Raw genomic sequence first — 18841 nt, 5'->3', positions numbered from 1 at the left:
TTTCTCCTGGCGGCGTAGAGCGGTGCGAAAGCGGCAAAAATCTCGATTCTGGGACTCATGCAGAGCCGGGCAGAGCACTAACCAGCAAGGATACCAATTCGGCGCACGCAGACTCCAATCGACGGTTCACCACGACCTTGTCGAAGTCATGTTGGGCTGCCAATTCGATGCGCGCGGTGTCCAGGCGGCGACGGATGACCTCCGGCGTTTCGGTGCCCCGGCCGACCAGTCTGGCCTCCAGGTCTTCCCAGCTGGGCGGCGCCAGAAACACGGTGATGGCCTCGGGCATCGCCTTCTTGATCGCCCTGGCGCCGGCGAGGTCGACCTCGATCAGAACCGGCTCACCCGACGCGGCGGCTTGCCGCACCGGCTTGGCCAGAGTGCCCGACCGGTGCAGGCCGCCGTGGATCTCGGCCCATTCCAGCAGGTCGCCGCCGTCGATCAATTGCTGGAAACGGGCGGGGCTGACGAAGTGGTAGTCGACGCCGTCGACCTCACCCGGGCGTGGCACCCGCGTCGTGGCCGAGACGCTGAAGTGCAGGTTCGGAATGCGCTCACGCAGGCACTGGACCACGGTCGACTTACCGACCGCAGAGGGACCGGACAACACGACGACACGTCCTGTGCCCGGCCCCTCGCCGGCACTCACTGATGCTGATGCCCCTGGACCGGCACCCGGTACAGGCCGTTCGAGCTGCATTCCCGGGCGTCGGGCCGGGCGGCCCGCCTCGCCCCCGCACGCGGGCGGAACACCCACCTCAGGCCCTCCGGCCTGCATCGTCGGCGGGGGGCTGGGCTAGGCGGAGCCGAATTTTTCCAGCAACGCCTTGCGCTGACGGTCGCCCAGACCACGCAGGCGGCGAGTCGGCGCGATCTCCAGCTCGGTCATGATTTCCTGCGCCTTGACCTTGCCCACCTTCGGCAACGCCTCAAGCAGCGCGGACACCTTCATCTTGCCCAGAACTTCGTCGGTTTCGGCGTCCTTGAGCACCTGGGTGAGGTTGGTGCCGCCACGCTTGAGCCGGTCCTTGAGCTCTGCTCGCGCTCGACGTGCGGCAGCAGCCTTCTCCAACGCGGCCGCGCGCTGCTCGTCGGTCAACTGGGGAAGGGCCACGATTCCTCCGTCTCTCATCGATATCAATCGATATTCACTTGTCTTGGCCGGGTATTCCAGCCAGCGCAGACGACCGTACTCACGCTCTCTGACGAAATCTAACCCGACCCCCTGGTTACGGCGACGAATGCCCAGCGTGGACCCGCCTTGCAAGGCGACTCACAGGTCCGCCGGACAGACCCGGGAGCCCGGCTGGAGGACCGGCCAGATCTTGAGGTTTCTCACTGTGATAACCCCCTCTAGCAGCGGTTTTCGGTACCAGATGCGCTGATCAACCATCACCGTCAGGAAGCCGGGGCTCGCCGGCGCCGGCCTCAACGAAGCATAGTGCCGTGGATCACGCATTTTCAGTGGCGAGTCGCGCGTGTCTCACTACTTTCACCACGTCGCGCCACTGCGGGGCGTCGGTGCATTGACTTGTCCGGACTTCTGCGGTGCGGGCCTTGGTCGCGTCCAGATTGCCGCCATGGTCGCGACCGGACCCGAGATTGCAGCCACCATGGCAATCACGGCAAGGCAGGGCCTGGGTGCCGAGTTCGTGGGCAGAGAGCGGGACGGGCCGCTACACCGCCGACAGGTAGGCGACGGCCTCAAGTAATCGTTGGGCCGCGGACCGGATCGCCGCAACACCGGGACCCGCCCGCAGCACCTCACGCGACACCGCGGGCAACAGCTGGTCCGGCGCCGCCCCGCCCAGTCCGCCGAGCGCTTCGGGCCGCCCACCCTGCACCCCGACACCGGGCACCAGCACCGGTCCACTCAGGGCGCTCAGGTCGGGGGGCTGCAGGACGGTTGCCCCGACGACCACCCCGACGGATCCGGGCCCGGGTCCGGCCGCCCGGTTGGCTGCGGCGACGTCGTCGACGATCAGCTGCGCCACCGTGCGGCCGTCGGCGTCGGCGCGCTGCACCGTCGCACCCTCGGGGTTGGAAGTTGCTGCCAGCACGAACACGCCTCGGCCATGAGCCGCAGCGACCTCCAGCAGCGGCCGCAGCGACCCGAACCCCAGATACGGCGAGGCGGTCACGGCGTCGGCGGCCAACGGCGAGTCGCCGGCCCAGGCCGCGGCGTAGGCGGCCATCGTGGAGCCGACGTCGCCGCGCTTGGCGTCGGCCAGCACCAGCACCCCGTCGGCTCGTAACGCGGCAATGGTGCGTTCCAGCACCGCATATCCCGCGGCGCCGTAGGCCTCGAAGAACGCCACCTGCGGCTTGACCACCGCGAAACCGGCGTAGGCCTGCACGCAGATATCACAGAACGCCGCCAGGCCGTCGGCGGTGGCCGGCAGATCCCAGGCCCGCAGCAGCTCGGGGTGCGGATCGATACCCAAACACAGCGGCCCCCGGCGCGCCTTGGCCTCGGCCAGCCGGGCGCCGAAACCGGTCATCGGTCGGCGCTCCGCGAATCGATCGCGCGGTGCAGCTCCTGCAGCGACCGCACCCCGATGTCGCCGCGGATCCCGGCTTCGATGCCCTGTACGGCGGCCGACGCGCCCTGCACCGTGGTGATGCACGGAATGTTGACGGCCACCGCGACCGAGCGGATCTCGTAGCCGTCGATGCGCGGACCGGAATTGCCGTAGGGAGTATTGATGACCATGTCGACCTCGCCGGCCCGGATGGCGTCGACGGCCGACATCTCGGGGCGGCCCGGCTGCGGCGACTCGAAATGCTTGCGTACCTCGTCACACGGAATCCCGTTGCGGCGCAACATCTCCGCGGTACCCTCGGTGGCCAGAACGCGAAACCCCAAGTCGGCGAGTCGTTTCACCGGGAACACCAGTGAGCGCTTGTCGCGGTTGGCGACCGACACGAACACCGTCCCGTGCGCCGGCAGCGAGCCGTAGGCTGCCGTCTGACTCTTGGCGAATGCGCTGCCGAAATCACGGTCGATGCCCATCACCTCACCGGTGGATTTCATCTCCGGGCCCAGCAGCGAATCGATGGCGGCCCCGTCGGCGCGGCGGAACCGGTGGAACGGCAACACGGCTTCTTTGACCGCGATGGGAGCGTAGGGGTCGGCGTTTCCGCCGTCGCCGGAGGCCACCAGCATCCCTTCCTCGCGGAGTTGGGCGATGCTGGCGCCCAACATGATCCGCGCGCACGCCTTGGCGAGCGGGACGGCCGTGGCCTTGGATACGAAAGGAACGGTACGGCTGGCGCGCGGGTTGGCCTCCAGGACGTAGAGGACGTCGTCTTTGAGTGCGTATTGCACGTTGAGCAGCCCGACCACCCCGATCCCATGCGCGATGGCTTCGGTGGCCTTACGCACCTTCTCGATGTCGCTGCGGCCCAACGTCACCGGCGGCAGCGCGCAGGCCGAATCACCGGAGTGGACGCCGGCTTCCTCGATGTGCTCCATGATTCCGCCGATGTAGACCTCGGCGCCGTCGCACAGCGCATCCACGTCGATCTCGACCGCGTCTTCGAGGAAACGGTCTACCAGCACCGGATGTTCGGGCGAGAGCTGGGTGGCCCGGGTGATGTAGCCCTTCAGCGTCTCCTCGTCGTAGACGATCTCCATGCCGCGACCGCCCAACACATACGACGGCCGCACCAGCACCGGGTAGCCGATCTCGTCGGCGATCCGGCGGGCCTGCGCGAACGTCGTCGCGGTGCCGTATTTCGGCGCGGGCAAACCCGCGGTGCTCAGCACGTCGCCGAAGGCACCGCGGTCCTCGGCCAGGTCGATCGCCTCCGGCGGGGTGCCCACGATCGGGACGCCGGCGTCGGCAAGTCGCTGCGCCAGCCCGAGCGGGGTCTGGCCGCCGAGTTGCACGATCACGCCCGCGACACCGGGGCCCCCGATAGCCGACTGCCGTTCGGCGTGGAACACCTCGAGCACGTCTTCGAAGGTCAGCGGCTCGAAGTACAGCCGGTCGGCGGTGTCGTAGTCGGTGGACACCGTCTCCGGGTTGCAGTTGATCATCACGGTCTCAAAACCGGCCTGGCTCAACGTGGTTGCCGCGTGCACGCAGCTGTAGTCGAATTCGATGCCCTGCCCGATGCGGTTGGGACCCGATCCCAGGATCAGTACTTTGGGTTTCTCGGTCTGCGGCGCCACTTCGGTCTCGGCGGCCGGGTCCAGCTCGTAGCTGCTGTAGTGGTAGGGCGTCTTGGCCTCGAACTCCGCCGCGCAGGTGTCCACCGTCTTGTACACCGGGTGGATGCCCAGCCGCTCGCGCAGTGATCGAACCCCGGCCTCCCCCGCCAATTCCGGCCGCAGCGCGGCGATCTGGCGATCCGACAGTCCGCTGTGCTTGCCCCGGCGCAGCAGCTCGCCGTCCAGCACCGGCGCGTCGACCAGTTCGGTGCGCAGCGTGACCAGCTCACCGATCTGGGCGACGAACCACGGGTCGATGTCGGACGCCTGTGCCACCTCTTCGATCGAAGCGCCCAGCCGCAGAGCCAGCTCGATGTCGTAGAGCCGGCCTTCGGTGGGGGTCTGCAGCCGGGTCAGCACCTGGTCGATGTCGCCTTCGGGGTCCGGGGCCGTCCAGAACCCGGCGCGGGTCGTTTCCAGCGACCGCATCACCTTGCCGAGCGCCTCGACGAAGTTGCGGCCCAACGACATTGCCTCGCCGACGGACTTCATAGTGGTGGTCAGCGTCGGGTCGGCGCCGGGGAATTTCTCGAACGCGAACCGCGGCGCCTTGACCACGACGTAGTCCAGGGTGGGCTCGAAGCAGGCCGGTGTTTCCTTGGTGATGTCGTTGACGATCTCGTCGAGGGTGTATCCGATGGCCAGCTTCGCGGCGATCTTGGCGATCGGGAACCCGGTAGCCTTGGACGCCAACGCACTTGACCGCGACACCCGCGGGTTCATCTCGACCACGATCAGCCGGCCGTCGCGCGGGCTGACCGCGAACTGGATGTTGCAGCCGCCGGTGTCCACACCGACCTCGCGCAGGATCGCGATACCCAGATCACGCATCCGCTGGTATTCGCGGTCGGTCAGCGTCATCGCCGGGGCGACGGTGACCGAGTCGCCGGTGTGCACGCCCATCGGGTCGACATTCTCGATCGAGCACACCACCACCACGTTGTCGTGGCCGTCGCGCATCAGCTCGAGCTCGAATTCCTTCCAGCCGTAGATCGATTCCTCGATCAGCACGTTGGCGCTGGGTGAGGCGGCCAGCCCGGCACCGGCCATCCGGTCCACCTCGTCGGCCGAATGCGCCATCCCCGAGCCCAGCCCGCCCATGGTGAACGACGGCCGCACCACCACCGGCAGGCCGAGCTCGTCCACCGTCTCGCGGACCTCGTCCATGGTGAAACACACTCGGCTGCGGGACGATTCGCCGCCGACCTTGGCGACGATGTCCTTGAACCGCTGCCGGTCCTCGCCGCGCTGGATGGCGTCGAAGTCGGCGCCGATCAGCTCGACCCCGTAGCGTTCCAGCACCCCGTTCTCGTACAGCGCGACCGCGGTGTTGAGCGCTGTCTGGCCCCCCAACGTGGCCAGCAGCGCGTCGATCTTGTTGCCGCGCTCGGCCTGTTGGGCGATCACCCGCTCGACGAAGGCCGGGGTGATGGGCTCGACGTAGGTGTGGTCGGCGTATTCCGGGTCGGTCATGATGGTGGCCGGGTTGGAGTTGACCAGGCTGACCTGCAGTCCCTCGGCCCGCAGCACCCGGCAGGCCTGGGTGCCGGAGTAGTCGAACTCGCAGGCCTGTCCGATGACGATCGGCCCCGAGCCGATGACCAGGACGTGGTTGAGGTCCGAGCGACGCGGCACTAGCGATCCCCTTCCGCCATCAGCTCGACAAACCTGTCGAACAGGTACTCGGCATCGTGTGGCCCGGCTGCGGCCTCGGGGTGGTATTGCACCGAAAACGCCCGCCCGTGTACGAGTTTGACGCCCTCGACGACACCGTCGTTGGCGCAGGTGTGGCTGACGACGGCCGGGCCGAAGGGCGTGTCGAAGCGCTGGCCGGCCTCCCCCTCCAGCGCGAAGCCGTGGTTTTGCGCGGTCACCGCCACCCGCCCGGTGGCGTGGTCGATCACCGGAATGTTGATCCCGCGGTGGCCGAAGACCATCTTGTAGGTCGACAGGCCCAGCGCCCGGCCCAGGATCTGATTGCCGAAACAGATGCCGAACAACGGGATTCCGGCGCCCAGCACCTCTCGGGTGAGCGCGACGACGTGGTCGGCGGTGGCCGGGTCACCGGGACCGTTGGACAGGAACACGCCGTGCGGCTTCAGGTCGGTGATCTGGTCGAACGTCGCCGAGGCGGGCAGCACATGACTGCGGATCCCGCGCCGGGCGAAGTTGCGCGGCGTGTTGGTCTTGATACCCAGGTCCAGTGCGGCCACCGTAAACCTGGGAAGTCCCGGCGGTCCTTCGGGTTCGACAACATAAGCGCCATCGGTACTGACCTCGCCGGCGAGATCGGCGCCCAGCATCGGCTCCTGCGCCCGGACCCGCTCCAGCAGCTCGGCCGGCTCGGCCAGCGACTCGCCGGAGAAGACACCGGCCTTCATCGACCCTCGGCTGCGCAGATGACGCACCACGGCGCGGGTGTCGATGCCGGCGATGCCGACGATGTGCTGGCGGATCAGCTCGTCTTCGAGGGTGCTGGTGGCGCGCCAGTTGGAGGCTCGCGGCGACGGGTCCCGCACCGCGTAGCCGGCGACCCAGATCTTGTCGCCGCGGCTCTCGGAGTCCTCACCGTTCCAGCCGGTGTTGCCGATCTGCGGCGCGGTGGCCACCACGATCTGGCGGTGATAGCTGGGGTCGGTCAGCGTCTCCTGGTAGCCGGACATGCCGGTGCTGAACACGGCTTCGCCGAGGGTTTGGCCGATGGCGCCGAACGGCGTTCCGGTGAAGACGCGGCCGTCTTCGAGTACCAGCAGGGCCTTGGTCACGCGGCTCCTTCCAGCCAGCCGTCGTAATCATCGCGGTTGTCCGCGCGAAACCCGGTGTCGATTTCGGTGCCCGACGGCAGTTGCCACCGGATCGCCAAAATCCCGTCCCGGGCGGCGACCTTACCGGCGATGCCGCGCTCGGTACGCAGCGCGGTAATGGACTGCAGTGGAATCCAAACCGACTGGGCGCCAACGCGTTCCAGCAGAATTCCGTCGCGGTGGCGGGTCAGCACCGCCTTGCTGCGGTACCCGAGATCGCCGGCGGTGACCCGGTCGTTCCAGGCCGGCGAGAGCGTGCAGCCGACATAGATGCCGCGGGTGGTGACGGACGCGGGGCCCAGGTCGTCAGGCACGTCGGGCAGCTCGCCGATCAGCTCCGCCTGCTGCTGCGAGCGCCGCCGCCAGCCCCGCATCATCAGCGCGATCACCACCGCGATCGTCACCACCAGCACCGCCGCGAAGATCACCGAGCCCACCAGCGTGCCGGTGTTCATGCGGGACTCTTTCCGTCCCGGGCGGTGACCTTCCCGCGCAGCAAGGTCATCGTCACGGTGGCCGGCAATGTCATCGACTCGTAGGGGGTGTTGGCCGACCGGCTGGCCAGCTCGGCCCCGGTGACCGTCCAGGTGGCGTCGGGGTCCACCACGGTCAGATTGGCCGGCTCTCCCACCTGCAATGGGCGCCCATGATCAGGCAGGCCGACGATCCGCGCCGGATTTTCGCTCATCACCCGCGCCACGCCGCGCCAGTCCAACAGGCCCGGCTGCACCATCGTCTGCACCACCACCGACAGCGCGGTCTGCAAGCCGAGCATTCCGGGGCGCGCCGCGCCGAATTCGACACACTTCTCGTGTTCGGCGTGCGGAGCGTGGTCGGTGGCCACACAGTCGATGATCCCCTCGGCCAGCGCTTGCCGCAGGGCGCTGGTGTCGGCGGCTTCGCGCAGCGGCGGGTTGACCCGGTTCACCCCGTCGTAGCCGGCCAGTCGGCCGTCGTCGAGCAGCAAGTGGTGTGGGGTGACCTCGGCGGTGATCGCAATGCCTTGGCTCTTAGCCCATTTCAGGATTTCGACGGTACCCGCAGTAGAAGCGTGGCAGATGTGCACCCGGGCCCCCGCGTCGCGGGCCAGCAGCGCGTCTCGGGCAACGATGGATTCCTCGGCGGCCCTGGGCCATCCCGACAGCCCCAGCCGCGCGGCGTTCGGGCCCTCGTGCGCAACGGCCCCAACGGTCAGCCTGGGCTCCTCGGCGTGCTGGGCGATCAGCACGCCCAGACCGGTGGCATATTCCAGGGCGCGGCGCATCACCAGCGGGTTGTGCACGCAGAGGCCGTCGTCGGAGAACATCCGCACCTGAGCGGCGCCGGCGTTCATCATGCCCATCTCGGTGAGCTCGGCTCCGTTCAGCCCCACCGTCACCGCGCCGACCGGGTGCACGTCGACCAGGCCCACCTCCTGACCGCGGCGCCACACATGGTCGGTGACCACCGGGCTGTCGGCCACCGGATGGGTGTTGGCCATCGCGAACACCGCAGTGTAGCCGCCCAAAGCCGCTGCGGCCGAGCCGGTTTCGATGTCTTCGGCGTATTCGCGGCCGGGCTCGCGCAGATGGGTGTGCAGGTCGACCAGGCCGGGCAGCAGCACCTGGCCGGTGGCGTCGAAGACGTCGGCCCGGTCCGGGATGGCCAGCCCCGCACCGATGTCGGCGATCTGGCCGTCATCGACCAGTACGTCGACCCGCTCCCCCTCGCCGTAGGGCCGGACCCCGCGGATGAACACCGTCACGCCGCACCTTCTTTCCCGGCCGACTCGGCCCCCACCAGCAGGTGGAACAACACCGCCATCCGCACATGGACGCCATTGGAAACCTGTTGCAGCACAGCCGATTGCGATGAGTCAGCAACCGAAAAGGCGATCTCCATGCCGCGCAGCATCGGCCCGGGATGCAGCACCACGGCATGGCCGGGCAGCATCGCCTGGCGCCCGTCGGAAAGGCCGTAGCGCACCGAATACTCACGCGCGGATGGGAAGAAACCGCCGTTCATCCGCTCGGCCTGCACCCGCAGCATCAGCACCGCGTCGGCGGCCGGTAATTCGGCATCGAAGTCGTAGGACACGGTGACCGGCCAACCCTCGGCCCCCACCGGCAGCAATGTCGGCGGCGCCACCAGCACCACCTCGGCGCCCAGGGTGTGCAGCAACATGACGTTGGAGCGCGCCACCCGGCTGTGCAGGATGTCGCCGACGATCACGACGCGGCGGCCCTCGATGCCGCCGAGCCGCTGCCGGATGGTCAGCGCATCCAGCAGCGCCTGGGTGGGGTGCTCGTGGGTGCCGTCACCGGCGTTGATCACTGACGGGCCGTCCTCGCCGTTTCTGGTCCAGTCGGCCAGCAGACGCGCCGCACCCGAGGCCGGGTGGCGGATGATCAGGGCATCGGCGCCGGCCGCACGTAGAGTCAGCGCGGTGTCGCGCAGCGACTCGCCCTTGCCCACCGAGGATCCGGCCGCGCTGACGTTGATCACGTCGGCGCTCATCCACTTGCCCGCCACCTCGAAGGACACCCGGGTTCGCGTCGAGTTCTCGTAGAACATCGTCACGATGGTGCGCCCGCGCAGGGTCGGCAGCTTACGCACCTCGCGGCCCACCAGAGCCTGGGCGAACCGGTCGGCGTCGTCGAGGATGGCGGTGGCCTGGTCGCGGCTCAGGTCGCCGGCGGCCAGCAGATGCCTACTCATGACCGGGCGTCATCGCGAGATCACCACGCCGTCGTGCCCGTCGTGTTCGCGGAGCTGGACGTGCACACTCTCGCTGCGGGAGGTCGGAACGTTCTTGCCAACGTAATCGGCGCGCACCGGCAGCTCCCGGTGGCCGCGGTCGACCAGCACGGCCAACTGCACCGCGCGCGGCCGGCCTACATCGCGCAGCGCGTCCAGGGCAGAGCGCACCGAGCGCCCGGAGTACAGCACGTCGTCGACCAGAATCACCAGCGCATCATCGATACCACCGGCCGGGATGGAGGTCTCCGCCAGCGGTCGCGGCGGCTTGCTCATCAGGTCATCGCGGTACAGCGTGATGTCCAGGGCGCCATGGGCAACCTCGACACCGCTGTATTCCCGGATATGGGTTGCCAGCCGCCGGGCCAGGGTCACGCCGCGAGTCGGGATGCCCAACAGCGCCACCCGCGGCGAGTCGGGGCTATCCAGCGCGGTCTTCTCGATGATCTGGTGCGCGATGCGGGAAATGGTGCGACCCACGTCGGCGGCGGACATCAGTTCGCGGCCGTTCGCGGCATCACTCGCAGTACCCATGCGAGATGGTGACCTCCTTCTCCGCCTCTCTGGACGGATCGTTAAAGGATGTCGGCTGCCCGGGAGCGTAGCACCTGCAATGGGTACGGCGACGATGCGGGCGGCGTGGCGGATTTCGCTGTCGCGTGTCGTGTCACTTCCGCCACAGTGGCCTCTGGAGAGAAGGGATTCGCGTTGTGCCCAGCTCACAGCGACAACGCGCAGACTGCCCAGAGTTGTCGCTCTGAGCGGTCGGTCGTGGGCGGTACCCGGTGTGGGGAGATGGAAATCGCGCGCTGGTGTGGTTGGGTTGGTGGCTGGCGGCGCCGAGTGTGCGCTGGCGGCGCCGAGTGTGCGCCGACGGCTTTGAGTGTGCGCTGGCGGCGCCGAGTGTGCGCCGACGGCGCCGATCGTGCGCTGGCGGCGTCGAGTGTGCGCTGGCGGCGTCGAGTGTGCCATCAGGGCGGCCGATCGTGGATATTCCCGCCCTACGGACACACTCAAAGCCGTCGCCGCACACTCGATGCGGCGGTATGGCAGCCGCTTCGGCGAGCACGCGAGACATCCCCGAAAGCCGTATCGGCGTGCCGAAAACAGAACCAAAACGAGCGTCGGCATCCAAGGCTGGGCAGCCGACATCGTTGACCAGCGGCATTCGTGGCCACCCTGAATTTCCGGTCAGGCGGGCGCATCGGGCACCGGCTCAGCCAGAGACTGCTGTGGCATCTGTGACCAATGTGACGCTAGCCGGACGGTGGCCCATGTTCGCCGGCAATCAGCACCTATCCTGGCGGATGTGACCGATCTCAACCCTTCCGCAACCGAATCCGGCCGGCCGCGCATGGATTTCGATGCGCTGTATCGCGGGGAAAGTCCCGGCCCGGGCATCCCACCGATGACTACTCCGCCGTGGGATACCAAGGCGCCCAAAGAGAACGTGATCGCCTGGCAAACCGGTGGCTGGGTCCACGGTGAGGTGCTCGACATCGGCTGCGGCCTCGGCGACAACGCGATCTACCTGGCTCAGCATGGACACCGCGTGACCGGTTTGGACATTTCTCCGACCGCGCTGATCACCGCCGAACGCCGCGCCGCCGACGCCGGAGTCGACGTGGAGTTCGCGGCAGCAGACGCCACCACGCTCGACGGCTACACCGACGCATTCGACACGGTGATCGACAGCGGCATGTTCCACTGCCTCGACGACGACTGCAAGCGCAGCTATGCCGCCGCCGTGCACCGCGCTTCCCGTCCCGGCGCCACCCTGCTGATCAGTTGCTTCTCGGACGCCAATCCGCCGAATGAGCAATGGCCACGGCCGGCGGTATCCGAGCAGACGCTGCGCGACGTGCTCGGCGGTGCCGGGTGGGATGTCGAATCCCTGGAGCCCGCCACGGTGCGCCGCGAAATGGACGGGACCGAAACGGAAATGGCGTTTTGGTACGTAAGAGCCCAACGCCGTATGTCGGACTGACCGTCACTGGGCGGGGTCGCACCCGCAGCGTCCCTCGTGCGCCCAGGCCAGCAGATCGGGCGGGGCGAGCTGGTTGATGCGGTGGTTGTAGCGGCGGTGCTCGTGATGGGTGAAGTACTGCTGCCAGTCGCCGCTGCGGCCACGGCGGAAGAATTGCTCCTCGCTGTGCCAGATGCCGTCGGTGGTGTTGGGGGCGATCTCCGCCGCGCGGGATCGCATGGCGTCCAGCGACGCGTGCGCAACCAGTTCGCGGCCGCGATCGCGACTCAAAGCGATACCGAGTACCGCGGCAAGCCGCATCAGCTCGGCTATCAGGTCCACCTGATAGTCGGCGTAGTGGAACAGCGCCACGTTCGGCAGGTGCCGCCGCTGCCATGCCGTGCCGAAGTGATGCAGGACGTTGGCCAGCGTTCCGATCCCTTTGGGAAGCGCGAACCCCACTCCCGGCGGTGGCAGCGCCGGACCCTCCATCCAGTGCCGGAACTCCTCGGCCGGACCACGCCCGCCAGCCGCGGGGCCGGGCTCGGGACCCGGCGGGCCCGGTCGCAGTTGCGGCGGCACCGTGGCCTCATGCAACTCCCGCAACCGCTCGGCGTCGACATTGGCCACGTGGAACAGCATCGACACCGCGGCATCGCGAGGATCGCGGCCCACGCAGATGTAGGTGACCCGATCATCGAGCACCAGGCCGTCCAGCGGCGTATGGGTCTTGATGAACCGGCGGTGATCCTGTGCGTCGAGGACGGCGACCACCTCCTCGATGGGCCGGATGGTCTGATCGAGCCACGGTGACACCGTCGACAATGGTCCCGGCAAGTCCGGTCCGTCGAAGACCAGCAAGGACACCAGCCGCTGGGTCCAGGTCATCCCGCACTTCGACGGTGTCGAGATGACGATGTCGCCCGCGCGCAGTTGCAGGGCGTCCCAGCGCGTACTGTCGGTCATCAACGAGCGGTACAGGACGCGGTCGGCCGTCAGCGCATTGGCATACGGCGGCTCAGGGGCATTGGTCATGTGCCACCTCCCTTCCGGTATCACAGTCGCAGTCACCGTCGCACGATGTCGAACAACATGCCTTCAACGGTGACCCCGGGCGCGAACGCGAACGCCACACCGGTCGAGAAGGGTTTTGCCGACTCTGCTTGGCGCACCATCATTTCCAGCACGAAGATCAGCGAGACGCTGAGCATGTTGCCGTAGCGGGCCAACACGTCCCAGCTGTGCGCCGCGGATTCGGCGTCGATGCCCAACGAACGCACCGACTCTTCGATGATCTTTGGCCCACCCGGATGGATCGCCCACAGATCGATATTGGATTGTTGTAATCCATTGTCGTACAACATATTTGCGACTACCGGCGCGACGCCGCGGTAAATGTAGTCGGGCAGGTTCGCCGACAGCTCGCAGGTGATGCCGTCGTGATTGACGCCCAGCACTATGCCGTCTTCGGCGTCGTCGAGCAGCTGGCTGAAGTTGCTGCGGATCACCACACTGCCCGCCGGCAACTGCTGTTGCACCTGGCTGGCACCGATCACCAACGCTGCGCAGCCATCGCCGAACAGGCTGTGGATCACCACATCGTTGACGTTGTCGGCGAACACCGCATTCACCGAGCACAATTCGATGCACACCACCAACGCCTTCATCGCCGGGTGGGCGCGGACGTAGTTGGTGGCGGTGCGAATGGCGTTCATCGCGGCCGCGCATCCCATGAAATTGACCACGACTCGCGAAATCGCCGACGACAGACCGAGTTCCTTAACGATCGCCACGTCCACGCCCGGAGCGACGAATCCGGTGCTGGTGACGAACACCAACAGCCCGATCTCGTCGGCGCCGTAGGAAAGCCCGTCGAGCGCACGCCGGCTCACCTCGACCGCCAGCGGTACCGCATGCCGGTAGAACAGGCCCATCCGGTCCCGGATGGTCGCGGGTTCGCGCCGGAACGCGTCGAACTCGGCGTCCAGCGGGTCGACGGCCATCCTGCGGCTGTCGATGCGTGTCTTCTCGTAGACCCGCGAAATCCGTTCCCGCTGTTGCGGGTCGACAAACATCTGGGCCACCTGCGCCGCGGCGTCGGACTGACGGACCACCCGTTGCGGCACACCGGTCGCCATGCCTTCGATGACCGCTACCGTCGTGGGCGGAGCCGGCGGCAACGCGGCGAGGTCATAGTGGGGTTGGTAGCCGGGCGCGTCGGCCACCGGCCGCAGGGCACCACCGTCGGCTGCGCTGCTCATACCGACCCGATTCCGACGAAGCCGGCGACCACGTAGCCGGCGCTGGCTTTCCAAGCCGCCGGCGAGCAGTGTTCCCGCAGGAAACCCCACTTGTGCTCGCTGGCTTGGCGAGACGGCGAGAGCAGGTAGGTCCGGCAGAGCTTCGGCAGCCTATCGATCACGAAACTCTTTGCCGGAACCCACTCGACGCCGGACTTCGCGGCTTCTTCCCGTAATACGTCCTCGGTGACGATGTTGGCGAACCCACTGCGCTGAAACGGCAATACATGATGGACGCGGTGAGAACTCAGGCCCGCCGACAGGAAGCAGTCGACGTAGCGATTCCCGACCACAACCAGGTCGTTGGCATGCACCACTTGATCGACGCCCCAATCTTCACCCGTTGCGGCCGCGTCGTCCGCGTCGTCCTCGAACTCGTGGCTGGCCACCACCAAGAAGGTGCTGACCCACACCGTGACGACGAATTGCAGTGCCCAGGCCCAGAAGTCACCGGCGAGTGCGAAAACCACCATCTCGGTGAGCAGGAGCAGACGTACCCCGGACGACCCCAGGAAATGCGGCAGCGCGTTGCGCCAGCTTCCGTAGCCCTCCTCGACACCCACCTTGCGGGTCATATTCCATACGTCGGCGATGCGGATGGCCATGCCGGTGAGCAGGTGGCCGAACTTGTGAACCGTATGCACCGGAACCCGATACAGCCGCGGTAACCCCATCATCATCGTGAAGACGTTCTTCTTGATGTCGACGTCGCTTTGCGTGTACGGGTGATGCAGCAGCGTGTGCCCGTCGGCGACCACCAACGACAACGCCACATAGTTCAGGTCGAAGGCATTGGCCAAGAACCGATTAGGACCCCGTTGCGCCCGATGCAACGCGTAATGGCCGTACCCGACCAGCGAACTGCGTAGCAGCGCCATCGCAATCACGAAGGCCCACAACGGCATCCACCGTGGTTCGATCAGCCGCACGCCCTGGACCGCGAAATAGGCGACGGCCAGCAACGCCACCACGATGTTGAACAGCCGGTCCATCCGGTTGATTCGGGCGGCCAGCGCCGGCTCGGTCAGGCGTGCTTTGACGCGATGCATCAAGTCGTTCGGGTTGTCGAAACAGTATTTCGGCGTGTCGCGCCAGCTGTTGAAGTCGTCTTTGAAGAGGAACGGCGGCGCGTTGTGTTTGGGATGAATGTCGCGCGGCGTTGCGTCACGGCCCAACGCGTAGCGCCGCTCCAAGATTCGTTCGACCTTGGCGGGGTCGCGATGGTAGGAGGCGATGATCGCGGTGATGTCGCGGTTCTTGGTGCGCCCGATGAAGAAGGCGCCGCCGGGGTGCTTGGATATCCAGTCGCTGAGGTCGTATGCCCGGCCGTTGTAGACCCACACGTCTGACAGCGGTGGCCCGCCCGGAGGAGGAGCCGGGCGCAGGCCGGGGCCACGCTCCTGAACCTCTGGGAGGTCGTTCGTCATTCGTATTCCTCCAGGTCTGATCGGGTGAGATCGGGCGCTAGCTGCCGATTCCGGCGAAGTGACCCCAACGGTGCCCCAATGTTGGAGGTATGGCCTTGGAGAATTCTCAATGGAATTCCGGGCCGGGTAATCTGCGCTGCGGGTGCACCAAATCGGTTGCGCCCAAAGGGGCCAACCGCGGGCGGGAACCGGCCCGAATACTGCCGGCAGCCCTAGCCGCCAGCTGGCAGTTGCGGGCCGGTTCCCAATCCGGAATGCACCCTGCTGGTTATCCCGTCGGGTTGGGAATGGTGACTGGCGCGCCCCAGGCGGACAGGGTGATGGTGACGTGGCCCTGATCCTTGTCGATGACCATCCGCACCAGGTTCGGGCTGGGCGCCGGCGCTCCAGACGTCGCAGTGGTGCCGGCGCCTGCTGCATTGACATCGGTGATGTACAGGGTGACCGGGAGAGTGCCGCCGCCCTTACCCAATTGGGGGACCACCGGGTCGATCACCGCCGCGTCGATGGTTCCCGTCACCTTCACGGTGGCCACCCCGTCGATCGTTTCCTTCCCGGCAATCTGGGCGCTCGCCACCTTGCCGATGACGTTGCCCAGTCCCTTGTCCTTGTCCATGATGATGCCCGGGTCGTAGATCTTCTCCGCGGGCCCTAACGAGGTGTACTTTCCGGAATCGTCTTTGGTGTACATAGTCTTCTTGGTGACCAGGAACTGCTTGCTGACCACCGGCGCCTTGGGCTGCATCCGCACCGTGGCGTTGCCGACGGCTTGGGCGTTGCCCTCCGGCTGGTTGGTCACGTCGGCGTCAACGCTTTCCATCGGAAGAGTGGTGATATTGGTTGTCGCCAGGTTGACGTGAAGCGAGTGCAGCGCTTTGGTCGCTTTGGAGCTGTCCTGCAGGAGTTGCTGGGCTTCTGGTGACGGGGCGCCGGTCGCCCCGGATGTCGCCGATGTTGGGGCGCCCGATGCCCCGGAAGTCTGGGAGGTCGCAGTGGTCGATTTATGGCCGCACCCACTGATGACCGTCGCGATCAGTGCTGCCGCGAACACCATCGCGGCCGGCACCGGGATCGAGGGTGGATGGGTGACACGTCGGTGAGAGGTTTGCGTCTGTGAGATCAAGCCATTCATGGCCAACCTTTGCTGAGTTATCCAACCGGTGGTAAAGAGCAGCGGGTCGCTAGCTTCATACGGCATGGACGGAGGCCAGCGAACCGGCCCCCGTCCACTGTTGCGGGTCTCGGTGACTGCTTCCCGCACCCTGGTTCACCGCAACGGGTCGGTTGTCAACCGCATGCCGTTGCTCCCACAGCCTGTTCCCCAGATCACATCGCCGGAGAGCGCGACAGTAACACGCTATCGCCAGGTCGGAAGGCTTTTCGCACAAGTAACAACCGGCCCCGCCGACCCCCGACCCACGGTCGATCGCGATGAGCCGACAGGCGGTCCCACCGCCGCGCCCGCCGATATCCGGCGACTAACCTGGGGCCGGTGAAGCTCGACGGCAATCAGGCATCCATTCGCCAAGTCTGTGACACCGGCTTGCTTTCCGGCGCGGTGACCGTGGTCTGGCAGGGCGGAGAGGTGTTGCAGGTCAACGAGATCGGCTACCGCGACGTCGATGCGGGCCTGCCGATGCAACGAGACACGCTGTTTCGCATCGCGTCGATGACCAAGCCGGTGACGGTTGCCGCGGCCATGAGCCTGGTCGACGAGGGCAAGCTGACATTGCGGGACCCCATCGCGCGCTGGGCGCCGGAGCTGGCCGACCCGCGGGTGCTGGACGACCCGCATGGCCCGCTGGACCGGACGTATCCGGCCCGGCGCTCCATCCTGGTCGAGGATCTGCTGACCCATACCAGTGGTCTGGCCTACAGTTTCTCGGTCTCCGGGCCCATCTCGCGGGCCTACATGCGACTGCCCTTCGGCCAGGGTTCGGACACCTGGCTGGCCGAACTGGCCGCCCTGCCACTGGTTCACCAGCCCGGCGACCGGGTGACCTACAGCCATGCGATCGACGTGCTGGGCGTCATCGTGTCTCGCATCGATGGCAAGCCGTTCCATCAGGTTCTCGACGAGCGAGTGCTGGGTCCGGCCGGCATGACCGACACCGGCTTCTTCGTCTCGGCCGAGGCGCGACCACGCGCCGCCACCATGTACCGGCTCGACGAGGACGACCAGTTGCGCCACGACGTGATGGGGCCGCCGCAGGTCAAGCCGCCGTCGTTTCCCAACGCCGGCGGCGGACTGTGGTCGACCGCCGACGACTACTTGCGGTTCGTGAGAATGCTGTTGGGTGACGGGACGGTCGACGGAGTCCGGGTGCTGTCACCGGAGTCCGTGCGCCTGATGCGCACCGACCGGCTGACCGACGTGCACAAGCGCCACAACTTCTTGGGAGCGCCGTTCTGGGTGGGCCGCGGGTTCGGGCTGAATCTGTCGGTAGTGACCGATCCGGCGAAATCGGCGCCGCTGTTCGGGCCGGGTGGGCTTGGCACGTTCAGCTGGCCCGGCGCGTATGGCACGTGGTGGCAGGCCGATCCGTCCGCCGACCTGATTCTGCTGTATCTGATCCAGCATTGTCCCGACCTGTCCGTGGACGCCGCCACGGCCGTCGCGGGTAACCCGGGGTTGGCGAAACTGCGGACGGCACAACCGAAGTTCGTGCGCCACACCTATCGCGCGCTGGGGCTGTAGCGGCAGGCGGACACATTCGCCAACTACCCACCTGACCGCATGACCGGCCCGCGGGTCCTGCTGCGCCCACCTGGCCTTGATGACGCTGACGCGCTGGTCGAACGCATCAGCCGCGATCATGAGGCCATGCGGTATCTGCCGACGACAATGCGCCCAGACGTGCTGGAGACGCTCGCCACTCCGTCGAAGTCGGCGGCCGCCTCAGCCGGCAGTGGTGGGGCGTGGGTTCGTATTGGAGGGCCGCCTGGCCCGCCACGCGGTCTACCCGATCATGGGGCCCGAACCGTGCGACTGCCTGAAGTTCCGGAGTGCCGCGACCGCAGGGTGGCGCCAACGGCCGCGCGCCCTGCCCACGACTCACCAAATGCCCGCCACCGAATACTGCCGACCCCGCCTGCACCCATGGCCGAGCGGACGTCTCGAAAGGTGCTGACCGGCTGCGGCCCGCCGGCTACGTCAACCCGTCCAGGCCGAGCAGCTGCCCCCCGGCGCCGCCGGTGCCACTGGTACCCGGCGGGGCGCCAAGTCCGCCCTTACCGCCGTTACCGCCGTTGCCGATCAGCACGGCGGCGCCGCCGGCCCCGCCGGCGCCGCCGGGTACCGCCTTACCCAGGCTCTCCCCGCCGGCGCCGCCGTCCCCGCCGTCGCCGAACAGCCCAGCCGTGCCGCCGGCGCCGCCCGCGCCCCCGACCGA

The 18841-nt window shown here is 67.3% G+C and carries 15 protein-coding genes and 2 pseudogenes; 3 read left to right on the top strand and 14 right to left on the bottom strand.

The features are described 5' to 3' along the window. Positions 1-55: 55 nt before the first annotated feature. The 9 genes from gmk to pyrR form a co-directional block, all read right to left on the bottom strand. Positions 56-649: a guanylate kinase gene (gmk, locus tag AWC07_RS08875; RefSeq protein WP_036415766.1), complete on the bottom strand. Its 594-nt coding sequence runs from the start codon at positions 647-649 to the stop codon at positions 56-58. A 147-nt stretch (positions 650-796) separates the two neighbouring features. Beyond that, entirely contained in the window at positions 797-1114 is a 318-nt protein-coding gene (gene mihF / locus AWC07_RS08870) for an integration host factor, actinobacterial type (protein ID WP_015355818.1), read from the bottom strand. A 562-nt stretch (positions 1115-1676) separates the two neighbouring features. Beyond that, positions 1677-2501, bottom strand: coding sequence for an orotidine-5'-phosphate decarboxylase (gene pyrF, locus AWC07_RS08865; RefSeq protein WP_036415769.1), 825 nt, complete (start codon positions 2499-2501; stop codon positions 1677-1679). Beyond that, on the bottom strand, positions 2498-5851 hold the full coding sequence (carB, locus tag AWC07_RS08860) for a carbamoyl-phosphate synthase large subunit (RefSeq protein ID WP_085105035.1): 3354 nt from the start codon (positions 5849-5851) through the stop codon (positions 2498-2500). Before carB ends, pyrF begins: the two co-directional genes overlap by 4 nt. After that, positions 5851-6981, bottom strand: a complete 1131-nt coding sequence (gene carA / locus AWC07_RS08855) for a glutamine-hydrolyzing carbamoyl-phosphate synthase small subunit (protein ID WP_036412567.1) — start codon at positions 6979-6981, stop codon at positions 5851-5853. The genes carB and carA overlap by 1 nt, the downstream gene beginning before the upstream one ends. Beyond that, positions 6978-7475 carry a PH-like domain-containing protein gene (locus AWC07_RS08850; protein ID WP_036412565.1) on the bottom strand — a complete coding sequence of 166 codons (498 nt, stop codon included), beginning with the start codon at positions 7473-7475 and terminating at the stop codon, positions 6978-6980. Before AWC07_RS08850 ends, carA begins: the two co-directional genes overlap by 4 nt. Continuing rightward, positions 7472-8764 carry a dihydroorotase gene (locus tag AWC07_RS08845; protein WP_036413155.1) on the bottom strand — a complete coding sequence of 431 codons (1293 nt, stop codon included), beginning with the start codon at positions 8762-8764 and terminating at the stop codon, positions 7472-7474. The genes AWC07_RS08850 and AWC07_RS08845 overlap by 4 nt, the downstream gene beginning before the upstream one ends. Then, complete coding sequence (locus tag AWC07_RS08840; RefSeq protein WP_036413156.1) at positions 8761-9717, bottom strand: aspartate carbamoyltransferase catalytic subunit; 957 nt, start codon at positions 9715-9717, stop codon at positions 8761-8763. The genes AWC07_RS08845 and AWC07_RS08840 overlap by 4 nt, the downstream gene beginning before the upstream one ends. Before the next feature lie 9 nt (positions 9718-9726). Continuing rightward, on the bottom strand, positions 9727-10290 hold the full coding sequence (pyrR, locus tag AWC07_RS08835; RefSeq protein ID WP_036413158.1) for a bifunctional pyr operon transcriptional regulator/uracil phosphoribosyltransferase PyrR: 564 nt from the start codon (positions 10288-10290) through the stop codon (positions 9727-9729). A gap of 820 nt (positions 10291-11110) precedes the next feature. Between pyrR and AWC07_RS08825 the strand changes: the two genes are divergently transcribed. Further along, positions 11111-11743, top strand: a complete 633-nt coding sequence (locus AWC07_RS08825) for a class I SAM-dependent methyltransferase (RefSeq protein WP_036411842.1) — start codon at positions 11111-11113, stop codon at positions 11741-11743. 3 nt (positions 11744-11746) lie between these two features. Here AWC07_RS08825 and AWC07_RS08820 read toward each other — a convergent pair whose 3' ends face one another. The 4 genes from AWC07_RS08820 to AWC07_RS08805 form a co-directional block, all read right to left on the bottom strand. Then, entirely contained in the window at positions 11747-12757 is a 1011-nt protein-coding gene (locus AWC07_RS08820; RefSeq protein ID WP_208622383.1) for a sulfotransferase domain-containing protein, read from the bottom strand. 32 nt (positions 12758-12789) lie between these two features. Beyond that, complete coding sequence (locus AWC07_RS08815; protein ID WP_036411827.1) at positions 12790-13983, bottom strand: type III polyketide synthase; 1194 nt, start codon at positions 13981-13983, stop codon at positions 12790-12792. After that, complete coding sequence (locus AWC07_RS08810; protein WP_139829609.1) at positions 13980-15449, bottom strand: fatty acid desaturase; 1470 nt, start codon at positions 15447-15449, stop codon at positions 13980-13982. The genes AWC07_RS08815 and AWC07_RS08810 overlap by 4 nt, the downstream gene beginning before the upstream one ends. Before the next feature lie 268 nt (positions 15450-15717). After that, positions 15718-16581 carry an LppX_LprAFG lipoprotein gene (locus tag AWC07_RS08805; RefSeq protein WP_036411825.1) on the bottom strand — a complete coding sequence of 288 codons (864 nt, stop codon included), beginning with the start codon at positions 16579-16581 and terminating at the stop codon, positions 15718-15720. A 360-nt stretch (positions 16582-16941) separates the two neighbouring features. On the opposite strand from AWC07_RS08805, the gene AWC07_RS08800 reads away from it, so the two are divergent. Both AWC07_RS08800 and AWC07_RS28580 read left to right on the top strand, forming a co-directional pair. Beyond that, the gene (locus AWC07_RS08800) at positions 16942-18147 is read left to right on the top strand and encodes a serine hydrolase domain-containing protein (protein WP_036411823.1); all 1206 of its coding nucleotides are present in this window, start codon (positions 16942-16944) and stop codon (positions 18145-18147) included. Between the two features lie 39 nt (positions 18148-18186). Next, positions 18187-18451: pseudogene (locus AWC07_RS28580) on the top strand (hypothetical protein); the annotation flags it as partial. Between the two features lie 147 nt (positions 18452-18598). On the opposite strand, the pseudogene AWC07_RS08790 reads toward AWC07_RS28580, so the two are convergent. Continuing rightward, a pseudogene (locus tag AWC07_RS08790) lies at positions 18599-18841 on the bottom strand (PE family protein); the annotation flags it as partial.

It is taken from the genome of Mycobacterium gastri, from assembly GCF_002102175.1.
Lineage (GTDB): Bacteria > Actinomycetota > Actinomycetes > Mycobacteriales > Mycobacteriaceae > Mycobacterium > Mycobacterium gastri.
Note: the sequence above shows the minus strand (reverse complement) of the source record. Positions and strands in the feature narration are given on the sequence as shown.

What these genes read in the sequence shown, in the direction of transcription:
- AWC07_RS08810 (WP_139829609.1), bottom strand. Translation starts at nt 15,449, where the DNA reads ATGACGAACGACCTCCCAGAGGTTCAGGAGCGTGGCCCCGGCCTGCGC.
- AWC07_RS08825 (WP_036411842.1), top strand. Translation starts at nt 11,111, where the DNA reads ATGGATTTCGATGCGCTGTATCGCGGGGAAAGTCCCGGCCCGGGCATC.
- pyrF (WP_036415769.1), bottom strand. Translation starts at nt 2,501, where the DNA reads ATGACCGGTTTCGGCGCCCGGCTGGCCGAGGCCAAGGCGCGCCGGGGG.
- AWC07_RS08815 (WP_036411827.1), bottom strand. Translation starts at nt 13,983, where the DNA reads ATGAGCAGCGCAGCCGACGGTGGTGCCCTGCGGCCGGTGGCCGACGCG.
- AWC07_RS08850 (WP_036412565.1), bottom strand. Translation starts at nt 7,475, where the DNA reads ATGAACACCGGCACGCTGGTGGGCTCGGTGATCTTCGCGGCGGTGCTG.
- AWC07_RS08805 (WP_036411825.1), bottom strand. Translation starts at nt 16,581, where the DNA reads ATGAATGGCTTGATCTCACAGACGCAAACCTCTCACCGACGTGTCACC.
- pyrR (WP_036413158.1), bottom strand. Translation starts at nt 10,290, where the DNA reads ATGGGTACTGCGAGTGATGCCGCGAACGGCCGCGAACTGATGTCCGCC.
- AWC07_RS08840 (WP_036413156.1), bottom strand. Translation starts at nt 9,717, where the DNA reads ATGAGTAGGCATCTGCTGGCCGCCGGCGACCTGAGCCGCGACCAGGCC.
- AWC07_RS08820 (WP_208622383.1), bottom strand. Translation starts at nt 12,757, where the DNA reads ATGACCAATGCCCCTGAGCCGCCGTATGCCAATGCGCTGACGGCCGAC.